The organism is Streptomyces pseudovenezuelae, assembly GCF_029892565.1.
Lineage (GTDB): Bacteria > Actinomycetota > Actinomycetes > Streptomycetales > Streptomycetaceae > Streptomyces > Streptomyces pseudovenezuelae_A.
Genome location: NZ_JARXVH010000002.1, coordinates 634606 through 658539 on the forward strand (window position 1 = coordinate 634606; position 23934 = coordinate 658539).

Consider the following 23934-nt stretch of genomic DNA (forward strand, 5'->3'; position numbering starts at 1 on the left):
GTCTCGCGGGGGTTGGAACGAATTCTGAGTGAGCAAGAAAATGGTGTGACCAGATAATTGGCCGGAGGTTTCGGGAATCGAATTATCGAATCACCGGCCGCTTACCGCCGCCTTGCCCCATGGACTCGCCTCGCGGCGAAGGCGCATACCCGTCCAGGCCGCCGGCCCCGCGCTCCGCCCCTACGCGCCCACCGGTGGGCGGCCCCTTTCCAGACCGTCGCCAGACCGGTGATCCCCCTTTGTCGCGGCCGATGTCACCCAGTCCCACACCCACGGGAAGACCAGGTACTGCCGGTGCAGAACACCCCCCACCCTGTCCCCGCTGTTCCTACTCCACGCGCGTCCGCCGACACGGCCGCGGACGGTACCGAGCGGGCGACCCGTGTCCGGCCCGCCTCCTTCGCCCAGCAGCGACTGTGGTTCCTGGCTCAACTGCCCGGCGCGAACGCCGCCTACAACGAGACGGTCGACTTCTCCCTGACCGGCCCGCTCGACCATGACCTGCTGTCGCGTGCCTTCGACGCACTGACGGTCCGTCACGAAGTGCTGCGGACGCGGCTGGTGGCCGGGGAAGGGGAGGTACGTCAGCACATCGACCCACCGGGTGCGAGGTTCGCCCTGACCTTCGAGGACCTCACCGACACCACGGACCCCGACCTGCATGTGGCCGCCTTCCAACTCGAAGAGGAGCAACGGCCGTTCGACCTGGAGGCCGGTCCACTCGGGCGAGGCCGCCTTCTCACCGTGGGGCCCGAGCGCCACGTACTCCTGCTGACGTTCCATCACAGCATCTACGACGGTGTCTCGATGAACGTGATGATGGACGAACTCGGGGAGTTCTACCGGGCGTTCTCCGTCGACGCCCCGGACCCGCTGCCGGCGCCCGCGGTGCAGTTCGCCGATCACGCGGGCATCCAGCTCCGAGCCGTCCTCGACGGCGGGCTCGGCGCCCAGGAGGACTACTGGCGGCGCGCGCTGCAGGACGCACCGCCCGTCCTGGAACTGCCCACCGACCATCCACGACCGGCGGAACAGCAATACGAGGGCGGGCGGGCCGAGTTCGGCCTGGACGCCGAGGTCACCGCCGGGCTCCGGGGCCTGGCCAGACGGCACGGCGCCACCCCCTTCGTAGCCGTACTGACCGGCTGGGCCATTCTGCTGTCGCGCCTGTCCGGCCAGGACGACATCGTTGTCGGCAGCCCGTTCGCGAACCGGCGCGGGTCGGGAGCCGCCGGTGTCATCGGCTTCCTCGTCAACTCCCTCCCGTTGCGCATCGATCTGTCCGGTTCCCTCACCGTGTCCGAGGCCCTCGCCCGTACCCGCGCCGTCGTGCGCGGGGCACTCGCTCACCAGGACCTGCCCTTCGAGCGCATCGTCGAACTGGTCAACCCGCCGCGCAGCGCCTCCCGCACACCGCTGTTCCAGAACATGCTGGCCTGGGTGCCCGAACGGCGGGACATTCTGCACCTGCCCGGAGTCGAGGCCCAGCCGCTGCCGATCGCCCACGCCCCGGCCAAGTTCGACCTCGCCGTCTCGGCGACCGAGTCCGACGGCCGTATCACCGGGTACCTGGACTACGCGACGGCCCTCCTCGACCACAGCACCGCCGAGCGGTGGGCCGGCCATCTGCGGCACCTGCTCACCGACATGGCCCGCAACCCCGAACGGGACATCCGAGCCCTGGAGTTGATGGAACCTCAGGAACGCCGACGGGTACTGCTCGACGGTGACGCCACCCAGCCCGCCGACGCCGACGTCCGGTCCGACCCGGGCGGCGTCACTCTCCGGCCCGATCCGACGGAGGCCGCCCTGCGCGCGGCGTCCGGACTCGTCGAACTCTTCGAGACCCAGGCCCGCGAGCGCCCCGCGCACACCGCGGTCGTCGACCGGGACCGCTCGCTGGACTACGCCGCCCTCGACCGGCGCGCCAACCACCTCGCGCACGCCCTGGTCGCCCGGTCCGTCCGCCCCGGCGACGTCGTGGGCCTCCACGCGAAGCGCTCCTGCGACCTGGCCGTCGGCATCCTGGGCATCCTCAAGGCGGGTGCCGCCTATCTCCCGCTCGACCCGGGCCAGCCCCTGGAACGCCTCGCGGGCATGATCGAGGACGCCGCCTGCCCCCTCGTGCTCAGCGACCACGACAGCGCGGAGCGCGGCGGGGAATGGCTCGACCTGAGTGCCGTAGAAGCCGAGGGCGTAAGCCAGTTGGGCCCGCCGACGGGCGTCGGCCACGCGCCCGACCGAGTGGCCTACGTGATCTTCACCTCCGGATCCACGGGACGGCCCAAGGGCGTGGCGGTGGAGCACCGCAGTGTCCTCAACCTCTTCGCCACCTGGCACGCCCGCATGGGCACGGCCCCCGGCGAGGTCGGCTCCGCCTGGTCCAGCATCGGATTCGACGCTTCGATCCACGAGCTGCTGCTGCCCCTGACGACCGGCGGCGCGCTGCACATCGTCCCCGAGGAGCTGCGTGGCGACCCCGAAGCCCTGTTGGCGTGGATGCGCGAGCACGCGGTGACCCAGGCGTTCCTGCCGCCCGCCTACGTCAAGTGGATCGACGAGGACCCCGCCATGCGACTGCGCGGGCTGCAACTGCGCAAGCTGCTGACGGGAGTCGAGTCGCTCACCGAAGCCGCACTGCACCGCATGACACAGCAACTCCCCGGCCTGCGGGTCTGCTTCGGCTACGGACCCACCGAAGCGACCCTGTACAGCACCGCCTACTACGATCCCCGCCCGCTGGAGCGCCCCTGCCCCATCGGCCGCCCGCTGCCCGGCACCCGTATGTACGTGCTCGACAGTCGTATGGAGCCCGTCCCGCCCGGAGTGGTGGGGGAGGTCTACCTCGGCGGCGCGTCCCTGGCCCGCGGATATCTGGGCCGCCCCGACCTCACCAAGGAACGCTTCCTGCCCGATCCGTTCGTGCCCGGCGAACGGATCTACCGCACCGGAGACCTCGCCCGACGGCTGCCGGACGGCGAGGCCCACTACCTGGGGCGCGGCGACGACCAGGTCAAACTCCGAGGATTCCGGATCGAACCCGCGGAGGTTGAAGCCGCGCTCATGGCCCTGCCCGGCGTCCGCGAAGCCGCGGTCGTCGTCGACCGCGACGCTGCGGGCCAACCCCGTCTGGTCGCCGGCATCGGGCGCGGCACGGCACCGGCCCGCACCGCCCACGACTGGCGCACGGCCCTCGCCCGCCGACTGCCCGACTACATGATCCCCGCCGTCATCCTCGACCTCGAAGCTCTCCCGCTCAACCGCAGCGGCAAGCTCGACCGCCCTGAACTACTGCGCCTGGCACAGGAGTCGACCTCCAACCAGGTCAACACGGCCAGTCCGCGCGACCATGTCGAACACGGCCTGTACCGGATCTGGCAGCGGATCCTTCTCCACCCCGACATCGGCGTCAGCGACAACTTCTTCGAGATCGGCGGCACTTCGCTGTCGGCCATCAAAATGGCCCACGCCGTCACCGAGACGTTCGGCAGCCGGCTCCCCGTGGCCGAGGTGATGACGCGGCCCACCATCGAAGCGCTGGCCGAGCTGCTGCGCGAGGACGGTGCCTCCCGATCCCCGGGCAGCCTCATCGAGTTCCGTGCCGGCACGGGCCCGCGCGTGGTCTGCGTCCACCCCGCCGGAGGCACCGCCTTCTGCTACCTGCCCCTGGCCGCGCTGCTGCCCGAACAGGTCGGGCTGTACGGCATCCAGTCGCCCGGAGTGAACCCCGACGAGGACCTCCTGCCGAGCGTGGAGGCCATGGCCGAGGCCTATCTCAGGATGCTCGAACTCCCGGGCGGGGGACCGCTGGACGAGGAGCCACTGGTTCTGACCGGCCTGTCCTACGGCGGTCTCGTCGCCCACGAGATGGGACGCATCCTTGCCCGCGCCGGACACCGTGCCGTCAGCGTCGTCCTCCTCGACACCCAGGCCACCGACGACCCGTCCGCCCGCGAGGAGATCGACGCCGTCGACGAGGCCGAGTTCCGCGACAAACTCGTGCGGTTCAACGGGATGTATCCCGGCATCGACGACGCCCAGGTCGACCGCTACTTCCACCTCTACAACCACAACCGGCTCACCGCCCGCGAACACCTCCCGGCGACTTCCCCGACGCGCCTGGTCCTCGCCCAGGGCGTGCCGGACGGCGCCGACACCCCCTTCCACGCAGAGGTCCGCGAGTTCTGGCGGCGCCGCGCGGAAGGCGACTACCGAGTCGAGACGATGGAGTGCGACCACTGGGAGATCTTGGAGGGCGTCGGCGCGGCCCAGGTCGGTGCGCTGCTCAGTGCCGAACTGGCCTACCACGCCGCTCAGTTGGCGCTGCCGATACGGGAGGCGTGATGGGCCTCCGACCCGCCGGCGGCGACTCGCCGTCGGGGCGCCGAACCGGCACCCCGGCCGCCGCGAGATCCACCTCCCTCGCCGACGCGGTACTCGACCAGGCCCGCCGCACCCCCTCCTCCGTAGCCGTCGAGGACGGCAACCGGATCCTCGACTACACGGAACTCGAAGAGGCCAGCGGCCGAGTGGCAGCGCGGCTGCGCGCGGGCGGAGTGCGTCCCGGACACGCGGTCGCCGTGCGCCTGCCCCGCTCGTGGCAACTGGTCTGCGTCATGCTAGGCATCCGCCGTGCCGGAGCCTCCGTCGTACCCCTCGACCGACTCAGCCCGCCCGACCGACAGCGGCACATCCTCGACGACTCGGGAGCCGTCGCCGTCGTCCACGACGGCGGGTACGAGCCGCAACTGGGCCCGCATGTCGTCGCGTTGGACGCCCGCCTGCTCCTGAGCGTCGACGAGCCGGCCGACGCGCCCGGTCTGTCCGCAGTGCCGTCAGAGCGTCCCGGCGACCCCGCCACGGGCTTCGTCTTCTACACCTCGGGCAGCACAGGACGCCCCAAGGGCGTCGAGGTCACCGACGAAGGAGTACTGCGGCTGGCCCGACCCGGCTACATCGAGATACGGCCCGGCGCCCGCTACGCCTGCCTGTCCAACCCCGCCTTCGACGCGCTCAGTTTCGAGGTATGGGTACCGCTCCTCACCGGCGGCGTCTGCGTCGTACTCGACGACGCCCAGGTACACAGCCCGCACCAACTGGCCGGAGTGCTCAGCGAGCGGCGCGTCGACACCCTGTTCATCACGGTGGCCCTGTTCAACGCGGTCGTCGAGCAGGTGCCGGACTGCTTCGCCACCACCGAACAGGTACTCGTCGGCGGTGAACAACTCAACGCACGGATCATCCGCCGCTGGTACGCGGCCAATCCCACCTCCCGCACTGTCCTCCACAACGTGTACGGGCCGACGGAAGCGACCACCTTCGCCCTCTGCCACCCGATCCCACGGGACTTCAACGGCGACACGATCCCCATCGGCACCGCGCTGCCCGGCACCGGCCTGCTGCTGCGCACCGAGGACGGCCGCACCGCAGAGCCCGAAGAGGTCGCCGAACTGCTGCTTTCCGGACCAGCGTTGGCTCGCGGCTACCGCAACCTCCCGGAGTTGACCGCCCGCAGCTTCGTCCTACTGCCGAACGCGGGGGATGGGGAAGGGCGTTGGTATCGGACCGGCGACCTCGTACGCCAGGACGCCGAAGGCCGCGTGGCCTACGTCGGTCGGGCGGATCGCCAGGTCAAGGTGCGCGGCTTCCGTATCGAACCGGGCGAGGTGGAGCGGCAGATCCTGGGGCAGCCCGCCGTCCGCCAGGCCTACGTGTGCACCCGCCGCGACGAGGCGGGCAGGGGTGAACTGCTCGCCTTCCTGGTCCCGGGTGACGATGCCCTGGGCGTTGACCTCTCCTACGAGGCCTACGACCGCCACCTCGCCGCCACCCTGCCGGCGTACATGCGCCCTCACCACACCTACCTCGTCGCGGAACTACCGTTGAACGCCAACGGCAAGGTCGACCAAACCGCCCTCCTGCGCGGCACCGGGGCCCCGTGGCGCGGCACGCAGGAGGGTGACGCACCTGTCAGCGCCGAGCAGCGGCGGGTGTTGGAGATCGCCGAGGACATCCTCGCCGTCAACGGCCTGCGTCCCGGCGACCGTTGGGCGGCCAGTGGCGGCGACTCGCTGAAGGCGTTGCGCTTCCGCTTCGAGATCCTCACCCGTTTCGCCGTCGACCTGCCTCAAGATCTGGTCCTGACGGCCGACTTCGCCGCCCTCGCGGACGCCGTCCACGCACCGGACACAGCTGCGGGAGAACACCCACCCGTCCCCGTCCCCGCCGGCGAACCGAGCGCACCGGCCACCAGTGAACAGGAACGCCTCTGGCTCCTGCACCAGCGGGAGCCGGAAGACCGTTCCTACGACGTACCGCTCGCCTTCCGCGTCCAGGGTCGCGTCGACACCGTGGCCCTGCACCGCGCGGTGCGCACCCTGGTGGAACGGCACGTGGCCCTGCGCACCCGGCTGGTCCCCACTCCGCACGGTCTGATCCAGCAGACCGCCGATCTCTACGACCCGTGGGAACGCCTCGAAGCCCGCCCCGAGGCGGACTGGCAGGACACCGCCGACCGGTTCTTCGCCCACCGCTTCGACCTCGCGGACGCCCGGATGTTGCGGGCCGCCTGGGTGGAAGGGGCCGACGGCGGACTGCTCCTGCTGCATTTGCACCACGTCTCCGTGGACGGCTGGTCACTCAACCTCCTCCTCCGCGACCTCACGGACGCCTACATCGCCGGTGGCGCCCAACGGTCCTCCGCCCCCACGCCCTTGGACTTCGCCCGCTGGCAGCGCACCTGGCACACGAGCGCCGCCTACGAGGACCGTCGCGCGCGGCTGCGCTCGCACTACGGCCATGACGGCGAACCGTCACCCGCCCTGCCGGCCCCCGACGCGGCGGGCGTGCCGCAGGCCCGGTTGCTGCGCACCTCCCTCGACCTGGTCCGCCGCAGTGCGCTGGACCGTCGTGCCGCCCAACTGGGCCTGACGAGGTTCCAGTTACTGGTGTCCGCGTTCGCCGCGAGCGTGTACGGGGTGACCGGGCAGAGCCGTCCGCTGGTGGCCACGCCGGTGGCGAACCGGCCCCGCCCCGAATTCGCGGAAACGGTCGGCATGTTCGCCAACACCGTGCTCCTGGACCTGCCGATGGAGCCGCAGCGATCGCTGGACGCTCAGCTTTCGGCTCACTCCGATGCCGTTCGCGCCGTGCTGCAGGACCAAGAGGTCGCCCTCGCCGACGTCCTGGCGGACCGCGCCTTCCGCGAGCGAACCCCCTTGTTCGACTTCCTGTTCGTCCTGGAGAACACCGACTTCTCGGCGCTGCGCCTGGACGGCTGCGAGGTGCGGCCTCTGTGGCCTGAGCCGCTGGGTGCCAAGTGCGCCCTCACGCTGTCGGTGGTGGAGCGCGAGGGCGGGTTCGACTGTCTGTGGGAGTACCGCGACGACATCGGCCCCGAACGCGCCCGTGCCGCGGCCCGCCTCTTCCGCCAGACCCTGGACCACCTGACCGGTGACACCGACATCACCCTGCACGAACTGGTCGCCGACTACCGCCGTACTCTGCCCGACCACGGCCAAGGTCCCACGCGGGCACCGGACTTCACCACCGTCGCCGACGGCTTCGCCCGGCAGGTGGCGAGCACCCCGCACGCCCCGGCCGTCACCAACAGTGAGTCGACCCTCACCTACGCCGAACTCGACGCCCAGGCAGCCGAGTTGGCCGCCACCCTGCGTACCCGACTCCGCCTCCCGGCCGATCCCACCGCCCCGGCGGCCGTGGCGCTCTATCTCCAGCCCTCCGTCGAGCACATCGTGGCGCTCCTGGCGGCCGCCCGCCTCAACCTCACCGTCGTCCCCCTCGACCCCGCCTACCCGCCGTCCCTCCTGCGGCATGTGCTCGACCAGGCCGACCCCCTGTGTGTGCTCGTGTCACCCGAGGACGAAGAGGTCCTCGCCGCGATCGCGCCCCCGTCCCTGCCACGGCACACCGTCGTCCTCGCCGCTGCCCCCACGGCCGCACCGCCCGAACTGCCCGCCCACCAGGGCCTGCGCCCGCTCTACATCCTGTTCACGTCCGGCTCGACCGGCACCCCCAAGGGGGTCCAGGTCCCCGACCGGACCCTGTGCAACCTGCTGACCTGGCAGCACACCGACGGCGGCCTGCGCGGGCCCGCCGTCACGCAGCAGTTCTCCATGCTGTCCTTCGACGTCTCCTTCCAGGAGGTCTTCACCACCCTGTGCTCCGGTGGCCTGCTGCGCTTGGTGCGCCCCGCCTGGCGACACGATGTCCCGTCCCTGCTGCGAGAGTTGGAGACCGGGGGAGCGGAGCGGATCTTTCTGCCGTACGTCGCCCTGCAGCTGCTCGCCGAACACGGGGTGCGCACCGGGCGGTTCCCGTCCCGCCTGCGCGAAGTCATCACGGCGGGCGAGCAGTTGGTGTGCACGGACACGATCCGCCGCTGGTTCGCCGGGCTGCCAAACGCCCGCCTGTTCAACCACTACGGTCCCACCGAGACCCACGTCGCCAGCGGCCTGTGCCTCGACGGCGACCCCGCCGCCTGGCCGCTGCGCCCGGCGATCGGACGCCCGGTGGCGAACGCTGTCCTGCGCGTCGTCGACGAAGGCGGCCACCCCGTCCCGCCGGGCGTCACCGGCAAGTTGCTCATCGGCGGCGTCATGGCCAACCGCTGCTACCTCGGCGCGGACGCCCCGCACCCCGACCGCTTCAGCGACGACCCCGACCTGGGGCTCTTCTACCGCACCGGCGACCTGGCCCGCTTCGACGCACACGGCCTGCTGCACTACGCGGGCCGCGACGACGCCCAGGTCAAACTAGGCGGACACCGGCTGGAGTTGGAACAGGTCGAGGCCGCGCTGCTCCAGTACCCCGGTGTGAGCAACGCGGTCGCGGTCGTGGCGGACGGTCGGCTGGTGGCGTGCCTGCAGTGTCGCGGCGACGACCCCGACATCGCGGATCTCGCCGACCATCTGGCCGGGCTGCTGCCGACCTACGTGCGCGTCGGCCGCTTCCGTCGCCTGGCAGAACTGTCGCGCACTCCGAGCGGCAAGCTGGATCGGCAGGCGGCGCTCACCGCTCCTGGCCGCGAGCTGCGCCCGGCCGGTGCCACCGCATCGGCCCTGTCGCCGCTCGAGGGACGGCTGGCCGAGCTGTTCGAGACGGTGACCGGCAAGGCCATCACCGTGGAGCAGCGGTTCTTCGACGGCGGCGCGACGAGTCTGGATCTGATGCGCTTCCAGCTCCGGTGCGCGGGCGAGGACGATCTAGCCTTCACTGTGCCGGAGTTGTTCGAGCACGTCAGCCTCCGCGCCTTGGCGCGCCTCCTGGACCGACGGGGCGCGAGCACCTCGGTGTCGGCGGGGACCGGCCCAGTCGCCGTACCCGCAACGGACCGCGCCGCACCGAAGGAGCCGTCGCACCCGGCGGGGGATCGGGCCGAGGAACTCATCGCCGTCATCGGGATGGCCGTACGGCTCCCGGGAGCCCACGACCTGGCCGCCTTCTGGGACCTGGTGGTCTCCGGCCGCCGAGGCATCGAGCACTTCCCGACGACCGACGGCCGGGTCGGTGCCCGCAGCCAGCTCGCGGGGCTGCTCGACTTCGACCCGGGCCGCTTCACGATCAGCCCGCACGAGGCCCGGCTGATGGACCCCCAGCAGCGTCAGCTCCTCATGAACTGTGTCGAGGCACTCGCCCACGCCGGTATCGGCGCTCCGGCCGCCCACCGGGTCGGACTCGTGGCCGCGTGCGGGGAGAACACCTACTTCCAACGCATGCTGCGCGAGGCCGACCCGGCCGAACTGCCCGACACCTTCCGGCTGGCGCTGCACCACGAGAAGGACTTCCTGGCCACCAAGGCCGCCTACCACCTCGGTCTGACCGGCCCCGCCTTCACCGTGCAGTCGGCGTGCTCCAGTTCGCTCCTCGGTGTGCACATCGCCGCCGGGATGCTCCGTCAGGGCGACGCGGACGTGATACTCGTCGGCGGCGTCCTGGTCGACCCCGACCTGACCGACGGCTACACCTACCGACCGCAGCACATCTTCTCGCCGGACGGCCACTGCCGGCCCTTCAGCGCGGACGCCGCCGGCACCGTCGGAGCCAGTGGCACCGGCGTGGTCGTCCTCAAGCCCCTCGCCGCCGCCCGCCGGGACGGGGACACCGTCTATGCCGTCATCACCGGCTCCGGCATCAACAACGACGGCTCGGACAAGCTCAGTTACAGCGCGCCCGCCCTGGCCGGGCAACGCGCCGCGATCCGCACCGCCCTGCACCGCAGCGGCCGTACCGGCGCCGACCTCGGCTATGTGGAGGCGCACGGCACCGGCACCCGTCTCGGGGATCCGGTGGAGACGGCCGCTCTGCGGCAGGCGTACGGCTTGGCCGACGATGCGCGCGTGGCGCTGTCTTCCGTGAAGAGCCAGATCGGGCATCTCGGCGCCGCCGCAGGTGTCGTCGGCATGGTGCGGGCCGTGCTCGCCGTGCACCACGGGATCGTGCCACCCACGGCGGACTTCGACCGTTTGAACCCGGAGATCGAGGACGGGCCGTTCCGGGTACCGGTGGCCGCTGAACCCTGGCCGCAGGGGGTGCCGCGAGTGGCTGCCGTCAGCAGTTTTGGCATCGGTGGGACCAACGCCCATCTGCTGCTTGAGCAGCCGGACACTGGGTCGACCGGCCCCACCGCGCAGACCGCCCGCACCACGCCGACCGGACACACCAAGCCGACCGACTCGACCGCGCTCACCGCGCCCGTGCCGTGCCTGCTCCTGTCCGGCGGTTCCGAGGCCGCCGTACGCGCGGATGGCCGTCGTATCGCCGACTACCTGAGCGCACACCCCGAGGCCTATCCGCAGGTACTGCGCCACCTCCAGGCCGGACGCCCCGCACTCGCCCACCGGGCGGCGGCGGTCTGCCCCGACGCCGCGTCGGCCGTGGCCTGGCTGCGCTCGCTCACCTCGACAGCGCCGCCGTCCTCGTCAACTCGACTGACAGAAGCGGGAGATGACCCGCAGGCGCTCGCCGAGGCCTGGACGGCCGGACACACCCTCGTCTGGTCCGAGGGCCCCGCCGGCCCGCCGTGGGACTTCCCGCCACCCGCTTTCGAGACGGCTGAGTACGACTTCCCCCGCGCCGCCCGTGCGGTCACGCCCGCGTCGCCGCAACGGCTGCCCTCCACCGAGTGGTTGCACCAGCCCCAGTGGACGCGCCTGCGTCGAGCCCGCAACCGCACCCACGCCCGTTCCCAAGAACCGCGCCGCACCGCCGTGTTGGTCACCGCACCGGACACGGCCCCCGACACGTGGCGGTTCCTGGAGCGGCACTACGCCCGCGTGGTCCGAGTCCGGGTACGGGCCACCAGCGCCCCCAGCACCCTCACCCGCCTCGACGACGACCACTACGAGGCCGATCCCACCAACTCCGCACACCTCGCAGCGCTGTTGGCCCGCGTAACCGAACGAGGCGAACCCGGCGTCGACTGGCTGCACGCGCTGCCGTTGGCCCTGGACGGCAGCGTCGATGAACGCTCACTGGAGACCGCTCAGTGGGCGTGCCTCGACACGGTCGCCGCCCTCAGCAGGACCCTGCCGGACCTGCCGGACGCGCAACGGCCACGCGTATGGCTTCTGTCCCACCAGGCACAGCCGGTCACCGGCGCCGTCCGAAGGCCCGAAGCGGGACTGTTCGCCGCAGCGACCGAGACCCCGCGCCAGGAACTCGGCGTAACCATGCGCTGGTTGGACCTCCCCGGACCCGATCCGGCCGACTGGGCGGACCACCTGCCCGACCTGCTCCTCGACGACACCCTCACCGGACCGACGGTCGCCCTGCGCGCCGGCTTCTGGTGGCACCGCACCCTCCACCCGGTCCCCGCACCTGCATCAGAACCCGAGCCCACAACCTCGCCCGTCGCCCCCGGAACCCACCTCATCCTCGGCGGAACCGGCGGCATCGGCACCACCTTGGCCGTACGCCTCCTCCAACACCCCGGCACCCGAGTGGTCCTGCTCGCCCGCGGAGACAGCACACCGCCAACTCTGCGGGTACACGCGGACCGCGTCACCGTCGTCCCTGCTGACCTCACAACTGAGAACTCCCACACGCTTGCCGCGCGCCTCGCCCCGCACCTCGACGACCTCACCGGCATAGTGCACGCCGCGGGAACAGCAGCCGGCGGACTCCTGGCCCGACGCGACCCCACCACCGCCCGCCGCGCCACGGCGGCCAAACTGCGCGGCGCCCTCCTCGTCGAGCGGCTGATCGCCGAGCACCACCCCCAGTACGCGGCGTACTGCTCGTCGATGGCGTCCGTGTACGGCGGTGTCGGCCAGTTCGACTACGCGGCGGCCAACGCCTGTCTGGATGCGTTCGCCCAGTACTCACCTTCCGGCGTGGGCGACGCGGACGCGACCGTCCGGATGAGCATCGGCTGGGACGCCTGGCGGGAGGTCGGCATGGCACAACACGCGCTGGGCGCCGACGCCCGCCACCAGCAGCATCTGGCGGTCGCACTCACCCCCGAGGACGGCGCGGCGATCTTCGAACAGGCGCTGCACCTGCAACTGCCCCACCTGATGGTCAACACCACGCCCCTGCCTGAAGCCCGTTTCTTCTACGAACCGGCACAGACACCGGAACAGGTACAGGCACCCGGACCGGTGTCGGTACAGGCATCCGCCCCGCAGCACCCGAATCTGTCCCCGCCCCACAGCGACCTCGCCACCGCCACCCCACCCGGCGGCGCCGCCACCGCCCTCGCCGAGGTACTGCGCGACCTGCTCGGCGTGGACGCCATCGACCCCGCCGCACCGTTGTACGACCTCGGCGCCGACTCGCTGACCCTGCTGGAAGTCATCGAGGAGGCCAAACGCCGCTACGGCGCCGACATCGAGCTGTCCCGGCTCAGTCACCGCGTCAGCCTCGCCGAGATCCTCGACCACCTCGACGCCGCCACCCGCTCGACCTCTTCCGCAGAGACCTCGCTGGGCACAGCACTGGGCGCCGAGGTGGACGTCGAGGTCTGGCAGCGCGGCACAGGCCGGGACGTGCTCTGCCTCGTCCATCCGGTCGGCGGCGACATCCAGGCCTATCGCCCTCTGGTGTCGGCCCTCCCGCACGAACTGACCGTCTGCCTCATCGCCGACCCGGCCCTGCGCGACCCACACCTCCCCGCCCGGTCGATCACCGACCGCGCCGCGCACTACCTGGCAGCCGTACGAACCGCGTTCCCGGCCTCTGACCTCCAACTCCGTCTGGCGGGTTGGTCGTTCGGGGCGTGGACGGCCCTGTCGATGGCGGCCCTCGCGGAGACGGCCGGCCGGCCCGTCCACGCCCTGTACCTCCTCGACCCGCCGCCACCCGGTGCCGGGGAACGGCTCGCCGCCTACGACGAGCAGCAGGTGGACGCCGTCTTCGCCCGCGAACTGAGCGGCAACGGCGGCAACGGTGCCGACCGCCTGACCGAGTCGGGTCGCGCCTACGCCGAACGCCTCGCGCGCTGCTGTCGTACCAACCTCGCGGCCATGGCCGAGCACCGATTGCCGCGGCTCACCAGGACGTCCACCACCGTCTGGCTCGCCGAGCGCCCGGTCGATGACGTGACGCCCCTGGCCCCGGAGCCGACCCCGCCCGAGGCGTGGGACGCCCATCTGCCCAGCCCGGTGCGCGTTCACCGCGTCGACGCGACGCACTACGAACTCGTAGCCCCGCCGCATGTCCATGAGATCGCCGCCGCCCTCACGGACGACCTCGCCGACACCCCGCCGCACACACACGACTCCGTCCGGCGACGCGTCCCCTCGCCCCACTCCGCGTAACGCGTAAGCCGCGCACTCCCGCCCAGTCCAACCCCGCCCCGCCGATCCACGGAGGACCCTCATGGAGGACTACGCACTGCAGGCCGTCGAGCGGTTGACCACCAGGCCGGCCGAGCCGTACGACACCCTCTCCGTCGCTCCCGTCTCCCCGCTCCTGGGTGCGGAGGTCTCGGGACTCGACCTGTCGCAGGAGCTGACACCGCAACAGGAGAAGGAACTCAAGCACGCGTTCCAGACCCACCATGTCCTGGTCTTCCGCGACCAGGACATCGACCCTGAGCAGCACAAGAAGTTCGCGAGCGTCTTCGGTGAACTGCATCCCGTCGCGCTCCCGGTCGAGGGATCCGACCCGTACATCCTGGAGATCAAGGCGACCAAGGAATCGAAGGACGTCGCCGGCAACGGCTGGCACGCCGACGGCACCGCCGACGTCGAGCCGTCCCTCGGGTCGATGCTCTACCTGACCACGGTCCCCGGAGGCGGGGGCGGTGACACCTTGTTCGCCAACATGCATCTCGCCTACGAGTTGCTCTCGCCGTCGATGAGGGAGTTCCTGGACGGGCTGACCGCGCTCCACGACGGGGCCCTGCCCTGGGTCGCCGCCGGACTGACACCGCCGCCCGAGTACGACGTGCCGCGCACCGAACACCCGGTCGTGGTGCGGCATCCGGAGACCGACCGGAAGCTGCTGTTCGTCAACGCCCCCTACACCTCGCACATCACGCAACTGTCCCGCGCCGAGAGCGACGCGCTGCTCGGCATGTTGTACGCGCACATCGCCGGTACGCCGCTGCTGCACTGCCGGGTCCACTGGCAGCCGCGCACGCTGGTGTGCTGGGACAACCGCAGCGTGCAGCACCACGCGGTGTGGGACTACTTCCCGCACACCCGCCACGGCCGACGCGTCGCCGTCAACGGCACCCGCCTGTACGCCTGAGCCGACTGAGCGTCCGGGCCCGTCGCGGGTGGTGACCCGTGGTTGCCTTCGTCCCGGCCGCGCCCGGCGCCCGGGCGTACGGCACCATGGTGATCCGGCGATCACTTCGGGGCCGTACGCCCCTTCGCCGCCGCCCACTTCGTCCCGGGAGGAGCACCGTGACTCACCGGCACCGGGGTGATGCTGCTGAGCGCACTCACCCTGCTGCGCTGGAAGCTGTACGGCATGGAGGGCATCGACCCCACGCTCTCCGACCACTGGCCCACCCCGCCCCTGGTCTTCGTGCCCGGTCCGTCGGACGGGCCGGTGCTGGTCTCCGTCGTCTACCGCGTCGCGCCGGACGACCGCGGCGCGTTCCTCGACGCCATGGACGACGTCGCCCGCTCCCGGCGCCGGACCGGCGCCCTCACCTGGGGCCTGTTCCAGGACGGCAACGAACCCGGCCGCTTCATCGAGAACTACCTCGTCGGCTCCTGGGGCGAGCACCTGGCCCAGCACCACAGCCGCCTCACCGCCACCGACCGCCGCTTCGAGGACCGCGCCCGCGCCCTGCTCCTGCCCGGCACCAGTCCCGAAGTGACCCACGCCTTCGACGCGTCCGTCGGGCCGACCGTCCCCAAGCCGGAGGGCGCTGCCTCCTGACCCGCCGATGGTCGGCCTGGCGGGCGGCGGGCAGACGTCGCTCGGACCGGGGCGGTGTCAGACCGGACCCCTAGAGTTCCGTGGCATGACTTCGAACAACGATGCTGTCGCCGTCCAACTCCACGAACTGCGTGGGCTGTTGGACACCGCCTCGCCCGACCGGGCCCGCAAGGCAATCCGGGAGCTGGTGGTGATCCCCGACGACGGCGCGGCATTGGAACTGGCCGCCCGGTTCGGCCGGATCGCGGGATTCCCGTCGGAGCTGTTGCTGCGCCTGTGGCCCCAGGCCGCCGACCCCGACGGCTTCTGCGCGGCCCTGCTGGCGCCGGCCCTCACCCGCGAGGGCCGCAGCGAACTGCGGCTGCGGCGCGTGTCCTCGCTGCCGGGCTTACGCCACCTGACCATGCTCCGCAAGCTCCACATCGACAAGTGCAAGGAGATCACCGACCTCACGGAGGTGGGCGCGCTCACCGGCCTGACCGACCTCGACCTGAACGGCTGCGCCGGCGTCGAGGACCTCACCCCGCTCGGCGGTCTGGCCGAGCTGACCCGGCTCAACCTGCACCGGTGCCGGGCCGTCGCGGACACCACCGCCCTGCTGACGCTGGGGCGGCTGCGTGAGCTGGACCTGAGCATGACCAAGGTCTACTCCACCGCCGGATTCGGCGCGGCCTTTCCCCGGCTGGAGCGCCTGACGCTGCGCGGCTGCCGGGCCTTCAAGGACGCGGGCCAGTTGTCCGGACTGGCCCGGCTCACCGGCCTCGACCTCGGGTGGACCGGTATCCGTGATCTGAGGGGCCTGCGCGGTGTTCCCGCGCTCACCGAGCTGGACCTGCGCAGTTGCGGACAGCTGCGCAGCCTGACCGGCATCGACTCCGTGCAGAACCTCACCGAGCTGACCCTTGCGGACTGCCCCCGTCTGGAGACCGTCGACGGGCTCGGCGCGCACCCCCACCTGACGACGTTCAAGGTCACCGGCAGCCCCGCCCTGTGCGACCTGCGCGGGGTGTCCGCGCTGACGAACCTGAGCCGACTGATCGTGACCGACAACGGAAAGCTCACGTCACTGACGGGTGTTGGACCCCTGCGGTACCTGGAGTTCGTCTTCGTCGCCGCCTGCCCGGCCCTGGCGGACTTCTCCGAACTCACGCGCCTTCCGTCCCTGGCCCGCCTCAGCGTCCGCGGCGCCCAGCTGCTCCGTGACCTCTCGCCCTTCGCGGCGCTGTCCGGGCTGCGGGACCTAACCGTCATGGAGTGCGACGGTCTGCTCGACCTCACCGGCCTCGGCGTTCACCCCCAGTTGACCGACTGGGCGATCCGGTCCTGCCCCAACCTGCGCACCATCGGGCACCTCGACGGACTGCCGGCACTGCGCAAGCTGGAGGTCTCGGGCTGCCACTCCCTCGCCGACCTCGATCATCTCGGCGACCTGCCCTCACTCACCAGACTGTCGGTGCTGGACTGTCCCGCGCTCACGGACGTCAGCGGCCTGGCCGGTGCCGCCGGTCTCGACAAGGTCGGCTTCTACCGCGTGGCCGGCCTGACCTCGCTGCGCGCCCTGGAGGCGTGCCCCGTACTGCGGGAGCTGGACGTCGTCGGCTGTCCGCTCGTCGACGACATCCCCGTCGGTTCGCTCGGCACGCTCTCCGTGCAGGGCGTGGACTGGACGGACCTGTCCCACCTGGCCGGCCACAAGCCGCTCCGCGTCCTGGACATCCGGAGCATGCCCGAGCTGGTGGACATCAGCGCCCTGTCCGGCCTGCCCGACCTCACCGAGGTCCGCTTCGGCCCCAGCCACCACCTCAAGGACGCCCGTCCCCTGCTCGACATACCGTCCCTGGAGCGGGTCACGATGACGTCCCGCATGCGCATGGACGAGTACTACGGCAACCCCGACCCCGTCATGGTCGAACTGGAGGCACGGGGAGTGACCGTGAGCCGGAGCTAGGCGGGCACGCAGGTCGTCCGGTCCCCGTGGCCAGCTGGTCCCACAGCGCGTCCGGCGATGCCTTCCGCCCAGGCGCTCGCACGCCAGGCACCAAGTAGGTACCATCGAGTCATGCCCTCACTGAACGTGTCCTTCACCGACGAGGAACTCGAAGGCGTGCGCGCGGCCGCGGCGGCCGAAGGCAAGAGCCTCAAGCAGTACCTCCACGACCTCGGCGTCCGCGAGATGCAGCGCAGGCAGTTCGTCGCGGGCGCCGGCGTGTGGGCCGACCGGCTGCGTGAGGAGTTCGACGACGCCTTCCCGGACGAGGTGCCGCCCACCGAGCGCGCCGACGGAGCCGCTGCCGCCTGATGCTCCTGAACATCGACGTCTCCTGGCTCCTCGACGTCCAGGAGTCCGCCCTCGGTCACGAGGACATGTCCGTCACGGACTACTCCGCGCTGGTGGCGGCCATCGCCCGGCACCGGACCAAGCTCCCCACCCTCGAAGCCGCCGACCCGGACGCCGCCTGGCGCGCCGCCGCCCTCATGCACACGATCGTGCGCCTGGAGCCGCTCCCGCATCGCAACAGCCTGTACGCCGCGTTCGTCGCGGCCCAGTACATGGCTCAGTCCGGCGAAGGCATCGACCCGCCCTACGGTGCCCTGTCCGAACTGGTGCGGAAGATCCGCGACACACGGGTTCGCGTCCCCGCGGTCGCGGACCAACTGCGTTCCTGGAAGGTCTGACGGCATATTCCCCCGGCCCGTTCCGGTCACCGGAACGAGCCGTGACAGCCGCCTTCGCGCGGAGCAGCCTGATGGGCCAACAGGGCGCGCACCGGGCGAACGCAGGTCTGCACGCCGGGCGAACGCCGGTACACATCGGGGGATGCAGCCGTATGGACCGTATGGATGGTGTGGACGTCGCAGTGCACGGAGGGGCGCCCGGGGGACAGGGGATCCGGGTGGTGGTGATCTCACCGGTCCGGATCTATCTCCAGGGCCTGGCCCACCTGTTGGCCACCGAGGACGGATTACAGCTGGTGGGGACGGCGCCCGGGGTGGGGCCCGCGCAGTCGCTGCTGGCCGGGGCCGAAGTCGACGTCGTCCTGCTCGACACGACGGGGGACATGGCCGGCGAGGCGGGCCTCGACGCGCTGTACCGGCTGGGGGAGATCAGCGCGGTGCCGTGTGTGGTGCTCGGCATCTCCGACCGGGCCGCCGATGTGGTGGCGTACGCGGAGGCGGGCATCGCCGGATACGTCACCAACGAGAGCTGCTTCACGGATCTGGTCGACACGCTGCGGTCCGCGACCCGGGGCGAGTTCAGCTGTCAGGCCGGTATCGCCGCGGGACTCGTCGGGCGGTTGGCCGCGCTGGCCAGGGTCCACCGGGGGGTGCGGGCGCCCAAGCTCACCTCCCGCGAACTGCAGATCGTGGCGCTGATCGAGTCCGGGTACGCCAACAAGGAGATCGCGCGGCTGCTGCACATCCAGCTGACCACCGTGAAGAACCACGTGCACAACGTCCTGGAGAAGCTGGGCGTGGGCAGCAGGAGCGAAGTCGCCGCGGCGGTGCGCGGGTTCCGGATGTCCTTGCCCGCACCGGCCGTGGTCGCAGGGACCGGATCCCGCACCGGTCCCTATCCGGATCCCGTGGGTTCATTCGCTCGCGAAAGGGTGCCCGCACAATCGCCCTGATGCCCCCTCTGCGTGGAGGTGCCAGGTGCTCGAGCGTTCCGCGAAAGGCGCACAGGGACAGGACCGGTCCCCGCAGGGCAGGACTCCGGCTCCTGCGTCGCGGACGCCGGCGACCTCCCCGCCCGGGCACATCCTGCGCAGCCTCGGGAACAGGGCCCTCGCGGAAGGCGAGGACCCGTTCGCGTCCACCGTGGCACCGGCGCACCAAGTGGCCGCGGCTTTTCACCGGCAGGGGCCCGCGGCGGCTGCGGCCGCAGTTCGCGCGGCCCGTGCCGGTGGCAGCCCGCTGCCCGGCGAGATCGCGTCCCGGGCGAGTGCGCACTTCGGTCTGTCCCTCGGTCATGTACGGCTGCACGACGACGCCTTCGCGCATGACGCGGCGGCGGGAGTGCGGGCCAACGCGTTCACGGTGGGCGACCATGTCTTCTTCGGCGCGGGCAAGTTGGAGACCGGCACGTCCGCCGGGCGGTTCCGGATGCTGCACGAGATCGCCCACACCTTGCAGCAACGCCGGCCGGGCGGGGCAGGCGCCGAGACCGAGGCTCTGGAACGGGACGCGGACCGGGTCACGACAGCCGGAGCGTCGGCGGTGCCGGGCATGCTCGGCACCGGCCATGTGCTGTTGCGCGAACCGACGTATCCCCGTCGGGCGACCTCGACCCAGATGCTGCGGGAGGCCGACCGGGTCCTCGGGCAGGCCCGGAACGAGGAGGCCGCCGAGCCGACGCTGCGCATGTGGTCGCGGGTCTCGTCGAACTTCGAACCCGACGTGACCTGCGGTGTGCTCGCCCGCCGGGTGTGGACCTCGGTCTTCCTGCGGCACTTCACAGAGGCCGAGCAGTGGCCAGGTGTGGAGAGCGCCCACCCGCGCTACCTCTACTCCCGCGACTACGGCTGGATCGACGGGCAGCACTTCTTCGCCTTCATCGACTTCGCCGAGGGCCAGGTCAGGGCCGCGGGCAGCCGGCAGGGCGGCCTGGACCGGGCGACCGCGCAGGGCGCGCAGATCGAACGCAGCCAGCAGGGAGTGAAGGACAAGGTCCTGCTCGGTGAGCCGCCGGCCACGGGCGTGACCCGGCTGATGCAGGTCCGCGGCCCGAACACAGGGCTCTTCGTCCTGCCACGCGCCGCCGCCGGAACCGCCACCCAGCTCGGCGCCAACCTCCTGGCGTGGCAGACCCTCACCGGTGCCCAGTCCGAACTCTTCGACCAGCTCGACCCGGTGCAGCGCTCGAAGTTCTGGACCGACAGCGCCAAGTCCGCCTGGAGTTACGAGGACATCGTGTCCAACCAGCTCGGCACCCGGTTCTTCCTGGAGCAGGGCGCGGCGATCAACTCCCTGCCCGCCGCCGCCCGCCCGGCCGAGTTCACCGCGCGTCTGGCCGCCTTCTTCCAGGCCATAAAGGTCGTCGACGACCAGGCCGTCCTGGACAGTGTCGCGCGCAACCTGCCCGGCCAGGAGCGCTACAAGCCTCCCACGACGGACGAGGCGAAGGCGCGGCAACTGCACCCCGAACTGTTCGCCGTACCCCGGTGAACCGGTGAAGGACCGGAATGTCGGCGAAGGCCCGGACACCGCCGGCAAAGGACCGGACACCTCCGCAAAGGACCGGACACCTCCGCAAAGGATCCGGATCCCGTGTCAGTCCCTTTGTGGACCCGGGGGATTCATGCCACCGGCCGCGCACTTCACCAGAGTTGTCCTTACCGGAAGCGGTGCACACCGATGGACCCGATTCGAGTTCTCGTCGCGGACATGGTCGCTCTTGACCGCGACATCGTGGCGCGCATCGCCGCACAACCGCAGGACATGACGATCGTGGGCAGCGCCCGCGGTGCGGCCGAGGCCGCCACCGCACTCGACGCCCGCGGGGCCGACGTCCTGGTGACGTCCGCGTCCGGCACCGGATCGCTGGGCGCCTGCCTGGCGTTGATGTGGGCCCACCCGCGCCTCGCCGTCGTGGTCGTGGACCCGGCGGACCCACTCGGTCTGGTCCGGGTCTGCCGACTCGCCGAACAGGTGCGAGGGGCGGGGGCTCCGTGGTCGGAGTACCTGCTGGACGCGATCCGCTCGGCGGCGGACGCGGCGCGAGAGGACTGAGGGGCGCTGTTCGACGGTGGCCCCGGGAGGAGGAGCACATGACCGTACGGATCAGGAGCCTGCTCACGTCGGGCCCGATCATGGTCTCGCTGAACAGCGGACGCACCGTCCGGCTGTCGCCCGGGCGGTGGTCGGCGGAGCTGCGCGACGCCGAGCTGGCGGACAACGCCAAGGTGGACAGGCTGAGCCGGCGCGGCGACATCGAGCTGGAGCAGAGCGGCGAGGAGCCCGAGGCCTCGGCCGCCCAAGAGGCCCCCGCCGCGCAGGAGGACACCGGCGCCGCGAAGGGCCCGCGCGCCCGGAAACGTACCGACTCCGCCGGATGACCGCGCGCACCCCAGGCTTCGATTCGTAGAGGAGACGATCATGCCGACCCTGAGTTATCCGGGTGTCTATGTCCAGGAGGTGTCCGGCGGAGTGAGGCCGCTGGACACGGCCAGCACGTCGACCGCCGCGTTCGTCGGACTGAGCGAGATGGGTCCGGACACCGGCGCGGGACTGGTCACCAACTGGACCGACTTCCAGCGCGTCTACGGCTCGTTCATCACGGACAGTTACCTCGCCCACGGCGTGTTCCAGTACTTCAGCAACGGTGGCCGCCAGTGCTACGTCGTGCGGGTCACCCGCCCCGACGCCACGGTCGCCCGTGTCACCGTCCACAACCGGGCGGGTGTGCCGGCGGCGGGACTCACCTTCTCGGCGAAGAACAAGGGCGAGTGGGGCAACACGCTGCTCCTCCAGATCGAGGACGGCACCCTGGACCCCGGCAACCTGTTCAAGCTGACGGTCCGCCGGCAGACCGATCCCACCTTTGTGCCGGACAGCCCGCAGGACCTGCCCGCGCTCGAAGTCTTCGACAACCTCAGCATCGACTCCGCCTCGCCCGCCTATGTCGTCGACGTCGTCGGGCAGGCCTCCGGGCTGATCGACGTCGAGGTGCGGCAGGACAACAACGGCACCCAACAGGGCCTCCACCGGGGCGGTTTGGGCCCGACCTTGCCGCTGGACACCGACCTCGCCTTCCAGATCTCCCTGGACGGCGACGGCTTCCAGCCTGTCACGCTGGCCGCGGGAGCGAGCACGGCCACCGCGCTCAGCGACATCGCCACCGCGATAGAGAACGCGGTCCACCCTCTGAAGAAGAGGAAGGCGTCCACCGACCCCGCGGTATTCACCGGCTTCTCCTGCACCACGGAGACGGTGGGGTCGAAGTCCCGGCTAGTGCTGAAGTCCGGTACGAACGCGGCTACTTCCTCCGTGCGTATCCAGCCCGCGGCGGCGCACGACGCCACCGCGCTGCTCAAGATCGGGGCCGCCGCGGGCGGACGGTCCGAGGACGGCATCGCGCTACGACGCCCGGCCGCCGTCCAGTTGTTGCAGATCGGCGACTCGGGGATCGCCGCGCCCGTCACGGAGGTCACCCGGGGATCCGACGGCGACGCGGACATCACCGAGACGTCGTTCAGCGACGCCTTCCCCCGGCTGGACCACGTCACCGACTTCAGCCTGCTGGCCGTACCGGGGGAGAGCAGCCCCGCGATGGCGGACCTGGGGATGGCCTACTGTGCCAACCGGCCGCTTCAGGACGTCTTCTACATCGCCGAGACCGGCCGGGACGACGACACCGTCGCCGACGCGACGACGTTCCGCAACAAGCTGACCACGTCGAACTCCTACGGGGCGCTGTACTTCCCGTGGGTCAAGTCCCTCAATCCCGCGGGCGGTTCGGCGGATCCGGTCCTCCTGCCCCCCTCCGGCGCTGTCGCCGGTCTCTACGCCCGCATCGACGCCTCGCGTGGTGTGTGGAAGGCGCCGGCCGGTACCGAGGCCGGGCTGAACGGGGTCGTCGGCCTGGGCGCGGAGCTGAGCGACGTCGATCACGGCAACCTCAACCCCAGGGGCGTCGACGTCATCCGGCGCTTCCCGGGAGTCGGCGTGGTGGCCTTCGGCGCCCGCACCATCGCCGCGGACCCGCAATGGCGATACGTGCCGGTGCGCCGGACCGCGATCATGCTGCGGGTCAGCATCTACAACGGCATCCAGTGGGCCGTGTTCGAACCCAACGACGAGCCGTTGTGGTCGCAACTGAGGCTGTCCATCGGCTCCTTCATGACGACCCTGTTCCGGCAGGGGGCGTTCCAGGGCGCCACGCCCTCGCAGGCCTTCTTCGTCAAGTGCGACGCGGAGACGACCACACAGGCAGACATCGACGCCGGGGTGGTCAACGTCCTCGTGGGCTTCGCACCCCTGAAGCCGGCCGAGTTCGTCGTCGTGAAGATCAGCCAGCAGGCGGGCCTGGCGTCCGGGTAACGGCGGACGAACTACAAAAGGAGCAGGGCCGATGCCCAAGTTCACTGTCAACAGCACCCGGTTCGACCCCTACCTGGGATTCAGGTTCAAGATCAAGATCGACGGCCAGTACGTGGCCGGCCTCAACAAGTGCAGCCCCCTGAAGCGGACCACGGAGGTCACCTCCTGGTACGAGGGCGGCGACGCGAGCGGGCCCCACCGGATACCGGGGAAGACCCAGCACGCCGAGATCACGCTGGAGGCCGGTGTCACCCACGACACCACCTTCGAGGACTGGGCGAACAAGGTGAACAACTTCCAGGGCGACGCCGCGATGTCCCTGGCCACCTTCCGCAAGGACATCGCGATCGAGGTCTACAACCTCGGGGGCCAGAAGGTCCTCGCCTACAACGTCTACCGCTGCTGGGTCTCCGAGTACCAGGCGCTGCCCGAGCTGGACGCGGGTGGCAACGCGGTGATGATCAGCACGATCAAGCTCGAGAACGAAGGCTGGGCCCGCGACACCTCGGTGTCCGAGCTCAAGGAGACGTGAGAGGT

The 23934-nt window shown here is 71.0% G+C and carries 13 protein-coding genes; all 13 read left to right on the forward strand.

Annotated features, from left to right (window positions below; genetic code table 11):
• Window positions 1-294: 294 nt before the first annotated feature.
• The 13 genes from M2283_RS07625 (at window position 295) to M2283_RS07685 (ending at window position 23929) form a co-directional block, all read left to right on the forward strand.
• On the forward strand, window positions 295-4344 hold the full coding sequence (locus M2283_RS07625; protein WP_280875319.1) for a non-ribosomal peptide synthetase: 4050 nt from the start codon (window positions 295-297) through the stop codon (window positions 4342-4344).
• Complete coding sequence (locus tag M2283_RS07630) at window positions 4344-13778, forward strand: non-ribosomal peptide synthetase (protein WP_280875320.1); 9435 nt, start codon at window positions 4344-4346, stop codon at window positions 13776-13778. Before M2283_RS07625 ends, M2283_RS07630 begins: the two co-directional genes overlap by 1 nt.
• Window positions 13779-13839: 61 nt before the next feature.
• On the forward strand, window positions 13840-14715 hold the full coding sequence (locus M2283_RS07635) for a TauD/TfdA dioxygenase family protein (protein ID WP_280875321.1): 876 nt from the start codon (window positions 13840-13842) through the stop codon (window positions 14713-14715).
• A 180-nt stretch (window positions 14716-14895) separates the two neighbouring features.
• Complete coding sequence (locus M2283_RS07640) at window positions 14896-15357, forward strand: MFS transporter (protein ID WP_280875322.1); 462 nt, start codon at window positions 14896-14898, stop codon at window positions 15355-15357.
• Between the two features lie 85 nt (window positions 15358-15442).
• A complete protein-coding gene (locus tag M2283_RS07645; RefSeq protein ID WP_280875323.1) occupies window positions 15443-17305 on the forward strand; it encodes a leucine-rich repeat domain-containing protein in 1863 nt (620 codons plus the stop codon).
• A 111-nt stretch (window positions 17306-17416) separates the two neighbouring features.
• Window positions 17417-17656, forward strand: coding sequence for a hypothetical protein (locus M2283_RS07650; RefSeq protein WP_280875324.1), 240 nt, complete (start codon window positions 17417-17419; stop codon window positions 17654-17656).
• A complete protein-coding gene (locus M2283_RS07655) occupies window positions 17656-18033 on the forward strand; it encodes a toxin Doc (RefSeq protein ID WP_280875325.1) in 378 nt (125 codons plus the stop codon). Before M2283_RS07650 ends, M2283_RS07655 begins: the two co-directional genes overlap by 1 nt.
• 152 nt (window positions 18034-18185) lie before the next feature.
• A complete protein-coding gene (locus M2283_RS07660) occupies window positions 18186-18986 on the forward strand; it encodes a response regulator transcription factor (protein ID WP_280875326.1) in 801 nt (266 codons plus the stop codon).
• A gap of 25 nt (window positions 18987-19011) precedes the next feature.
• Window positions 19012-20523 (forward strand): eCIS core domain-containing protein, encoded by a 1512-nt coding sequence (locus M2283_RS07665; RefSeq protein WP_280875327.1) that lies wholly within the window; start codon window positions 19012-19014, stop codon window positions 20521-20523.
• Window positions 20524-20712: 189 nt separating this feature from the next.
• Window positions 20713-21087: a hypothetical protein gene (locus tag M2283_RS07670; protein ID WP_280875328.1), complete on the forward strand. Its 375-nt coding sequence runs from the start codon at window positions 20713-20715 to the stop codon at window positions 21085-21087.
• A 38-nt stretch (window positions 21088-21125) separates the two neighbouring features.
• Complete coding sequence (locus tag M2283_RS07675) at window positions 21126-21413, forward strand: hypothetical protein (RefSeq protein ID WP_280875329.1); 288 nt, start codon at window positions 21126-21128, stop codon at window positions 21411-21413.
• A 40-nt stretch (window positions 21414-21453) separates the two neighbouring features.
• The gene (locus M2283_RS07680) at window positions 21454-23397 is read left to right on the forward strand and encodes a phage tail sheath family protein (RefSeq protein ID WP_280875330.1); all 1944 of its coding nucleotides are present in this window, start codon (window positions 21454-21456) and stop codon (window positions 23395-23397) included.
• A gap of 31 nt (window positions 23398-23428) precedes the next feature.
• Window positions 23429-23929, forward strand: coding sequence for a phage tail protein (locus M2283_RS07685; RefSeq protein ID WP_280875331.1), 501 nt, complete (start codon window positions 23429-23431; stop codon window positions 23927-23929).
• The last annotated feature ends 5 nt before the right edge of the window (window positions 23930-23934 follow it).

What these genes read in the sequence shown, in the direction of transcription:
- M2283_RS07685 (WP_280875331.1), top strand. Translation starts at nt 23,429, where the DNA reads ATGCCCAAGTTCACTGTCAACAGCACCCGGTTCGACCCCTACCTGGGA.
- M2283_RS07680 (WP_280875330.1), top strand. Translation starts at nt 21,454, where the DNA reads ATGCCGACCCTGAGTTATCCGGGTGTCTATGTCCAGGAGGTGTCCGGC.
- M2283_RS07655 (WP_280875325.1), top strand. Translation starts at nt 17,656, where the DNA reads ATGCTCCTGAACATCGACGTCTCCTGGCTCCTCGACGTCCAGGAGTCC.
- M2283_RS07650 (WP_280875324.1), top strand. Translation starts at nt 17,417, where the DNA reads ATGCCCTCACTGAACGTGTCCTTCACCGACGAGGAACTCGAAGGCGTG.
- M2283_RS07660 (WP_280875326.1), top strand. Translation starts at nt 18,186, where the DNA reads ATGGACCGTATGGATGGTGTGGACGTCGCAGTGCACGGAGGGGCGCCC.
- M2283_RS07630 (WP_280875320.1), top strand. Translation starts at nt 4,344, where the DNA reads ATGGGCCTCCGACCCGCCGGCGGCGACTCGCCGTCGGGGCGCCGAACC.
- M2283_RS07640 (WP_280875322.1), top strand. Translation starts at nt 14,896, where the DNA reads ATGCTGCTGAGCGCACTCACCCTGCTGCGCTGGAAGCTGTACGGCATG.
- M2283_RS07675 (WP_280875329.1), top strand. Translation starts at nt 21,126, where the DNA reads ATGACCGTACGGATCAGGAGCCTGCTCACGTCGGGCCCGATCATGGTC.
- M2283_RS07645 (WP_280875323.1), top strand. Translation starts at nt 15,443, where the DNA reads ATGACTTCGAACAACGATGCTGTCGCCGTCCAACTCCACGAACTGCGT.
- M2283_RS07670 (WP_280875328.1), top strand. Translation starts at nt 20,713, where the DNA reads ATGGACCCGATTCGAGTTCTCGTCGCGGACATGGTCGCTCTTGACCGC.
- M2283_RS07635 (WP_280875321.1), top strand. Translation starts at nt 13,840, where the DNA reads ATGGAGGACTACGCACTGCAGGCCGTCGAGCGGTTGACCACCAGGCCG.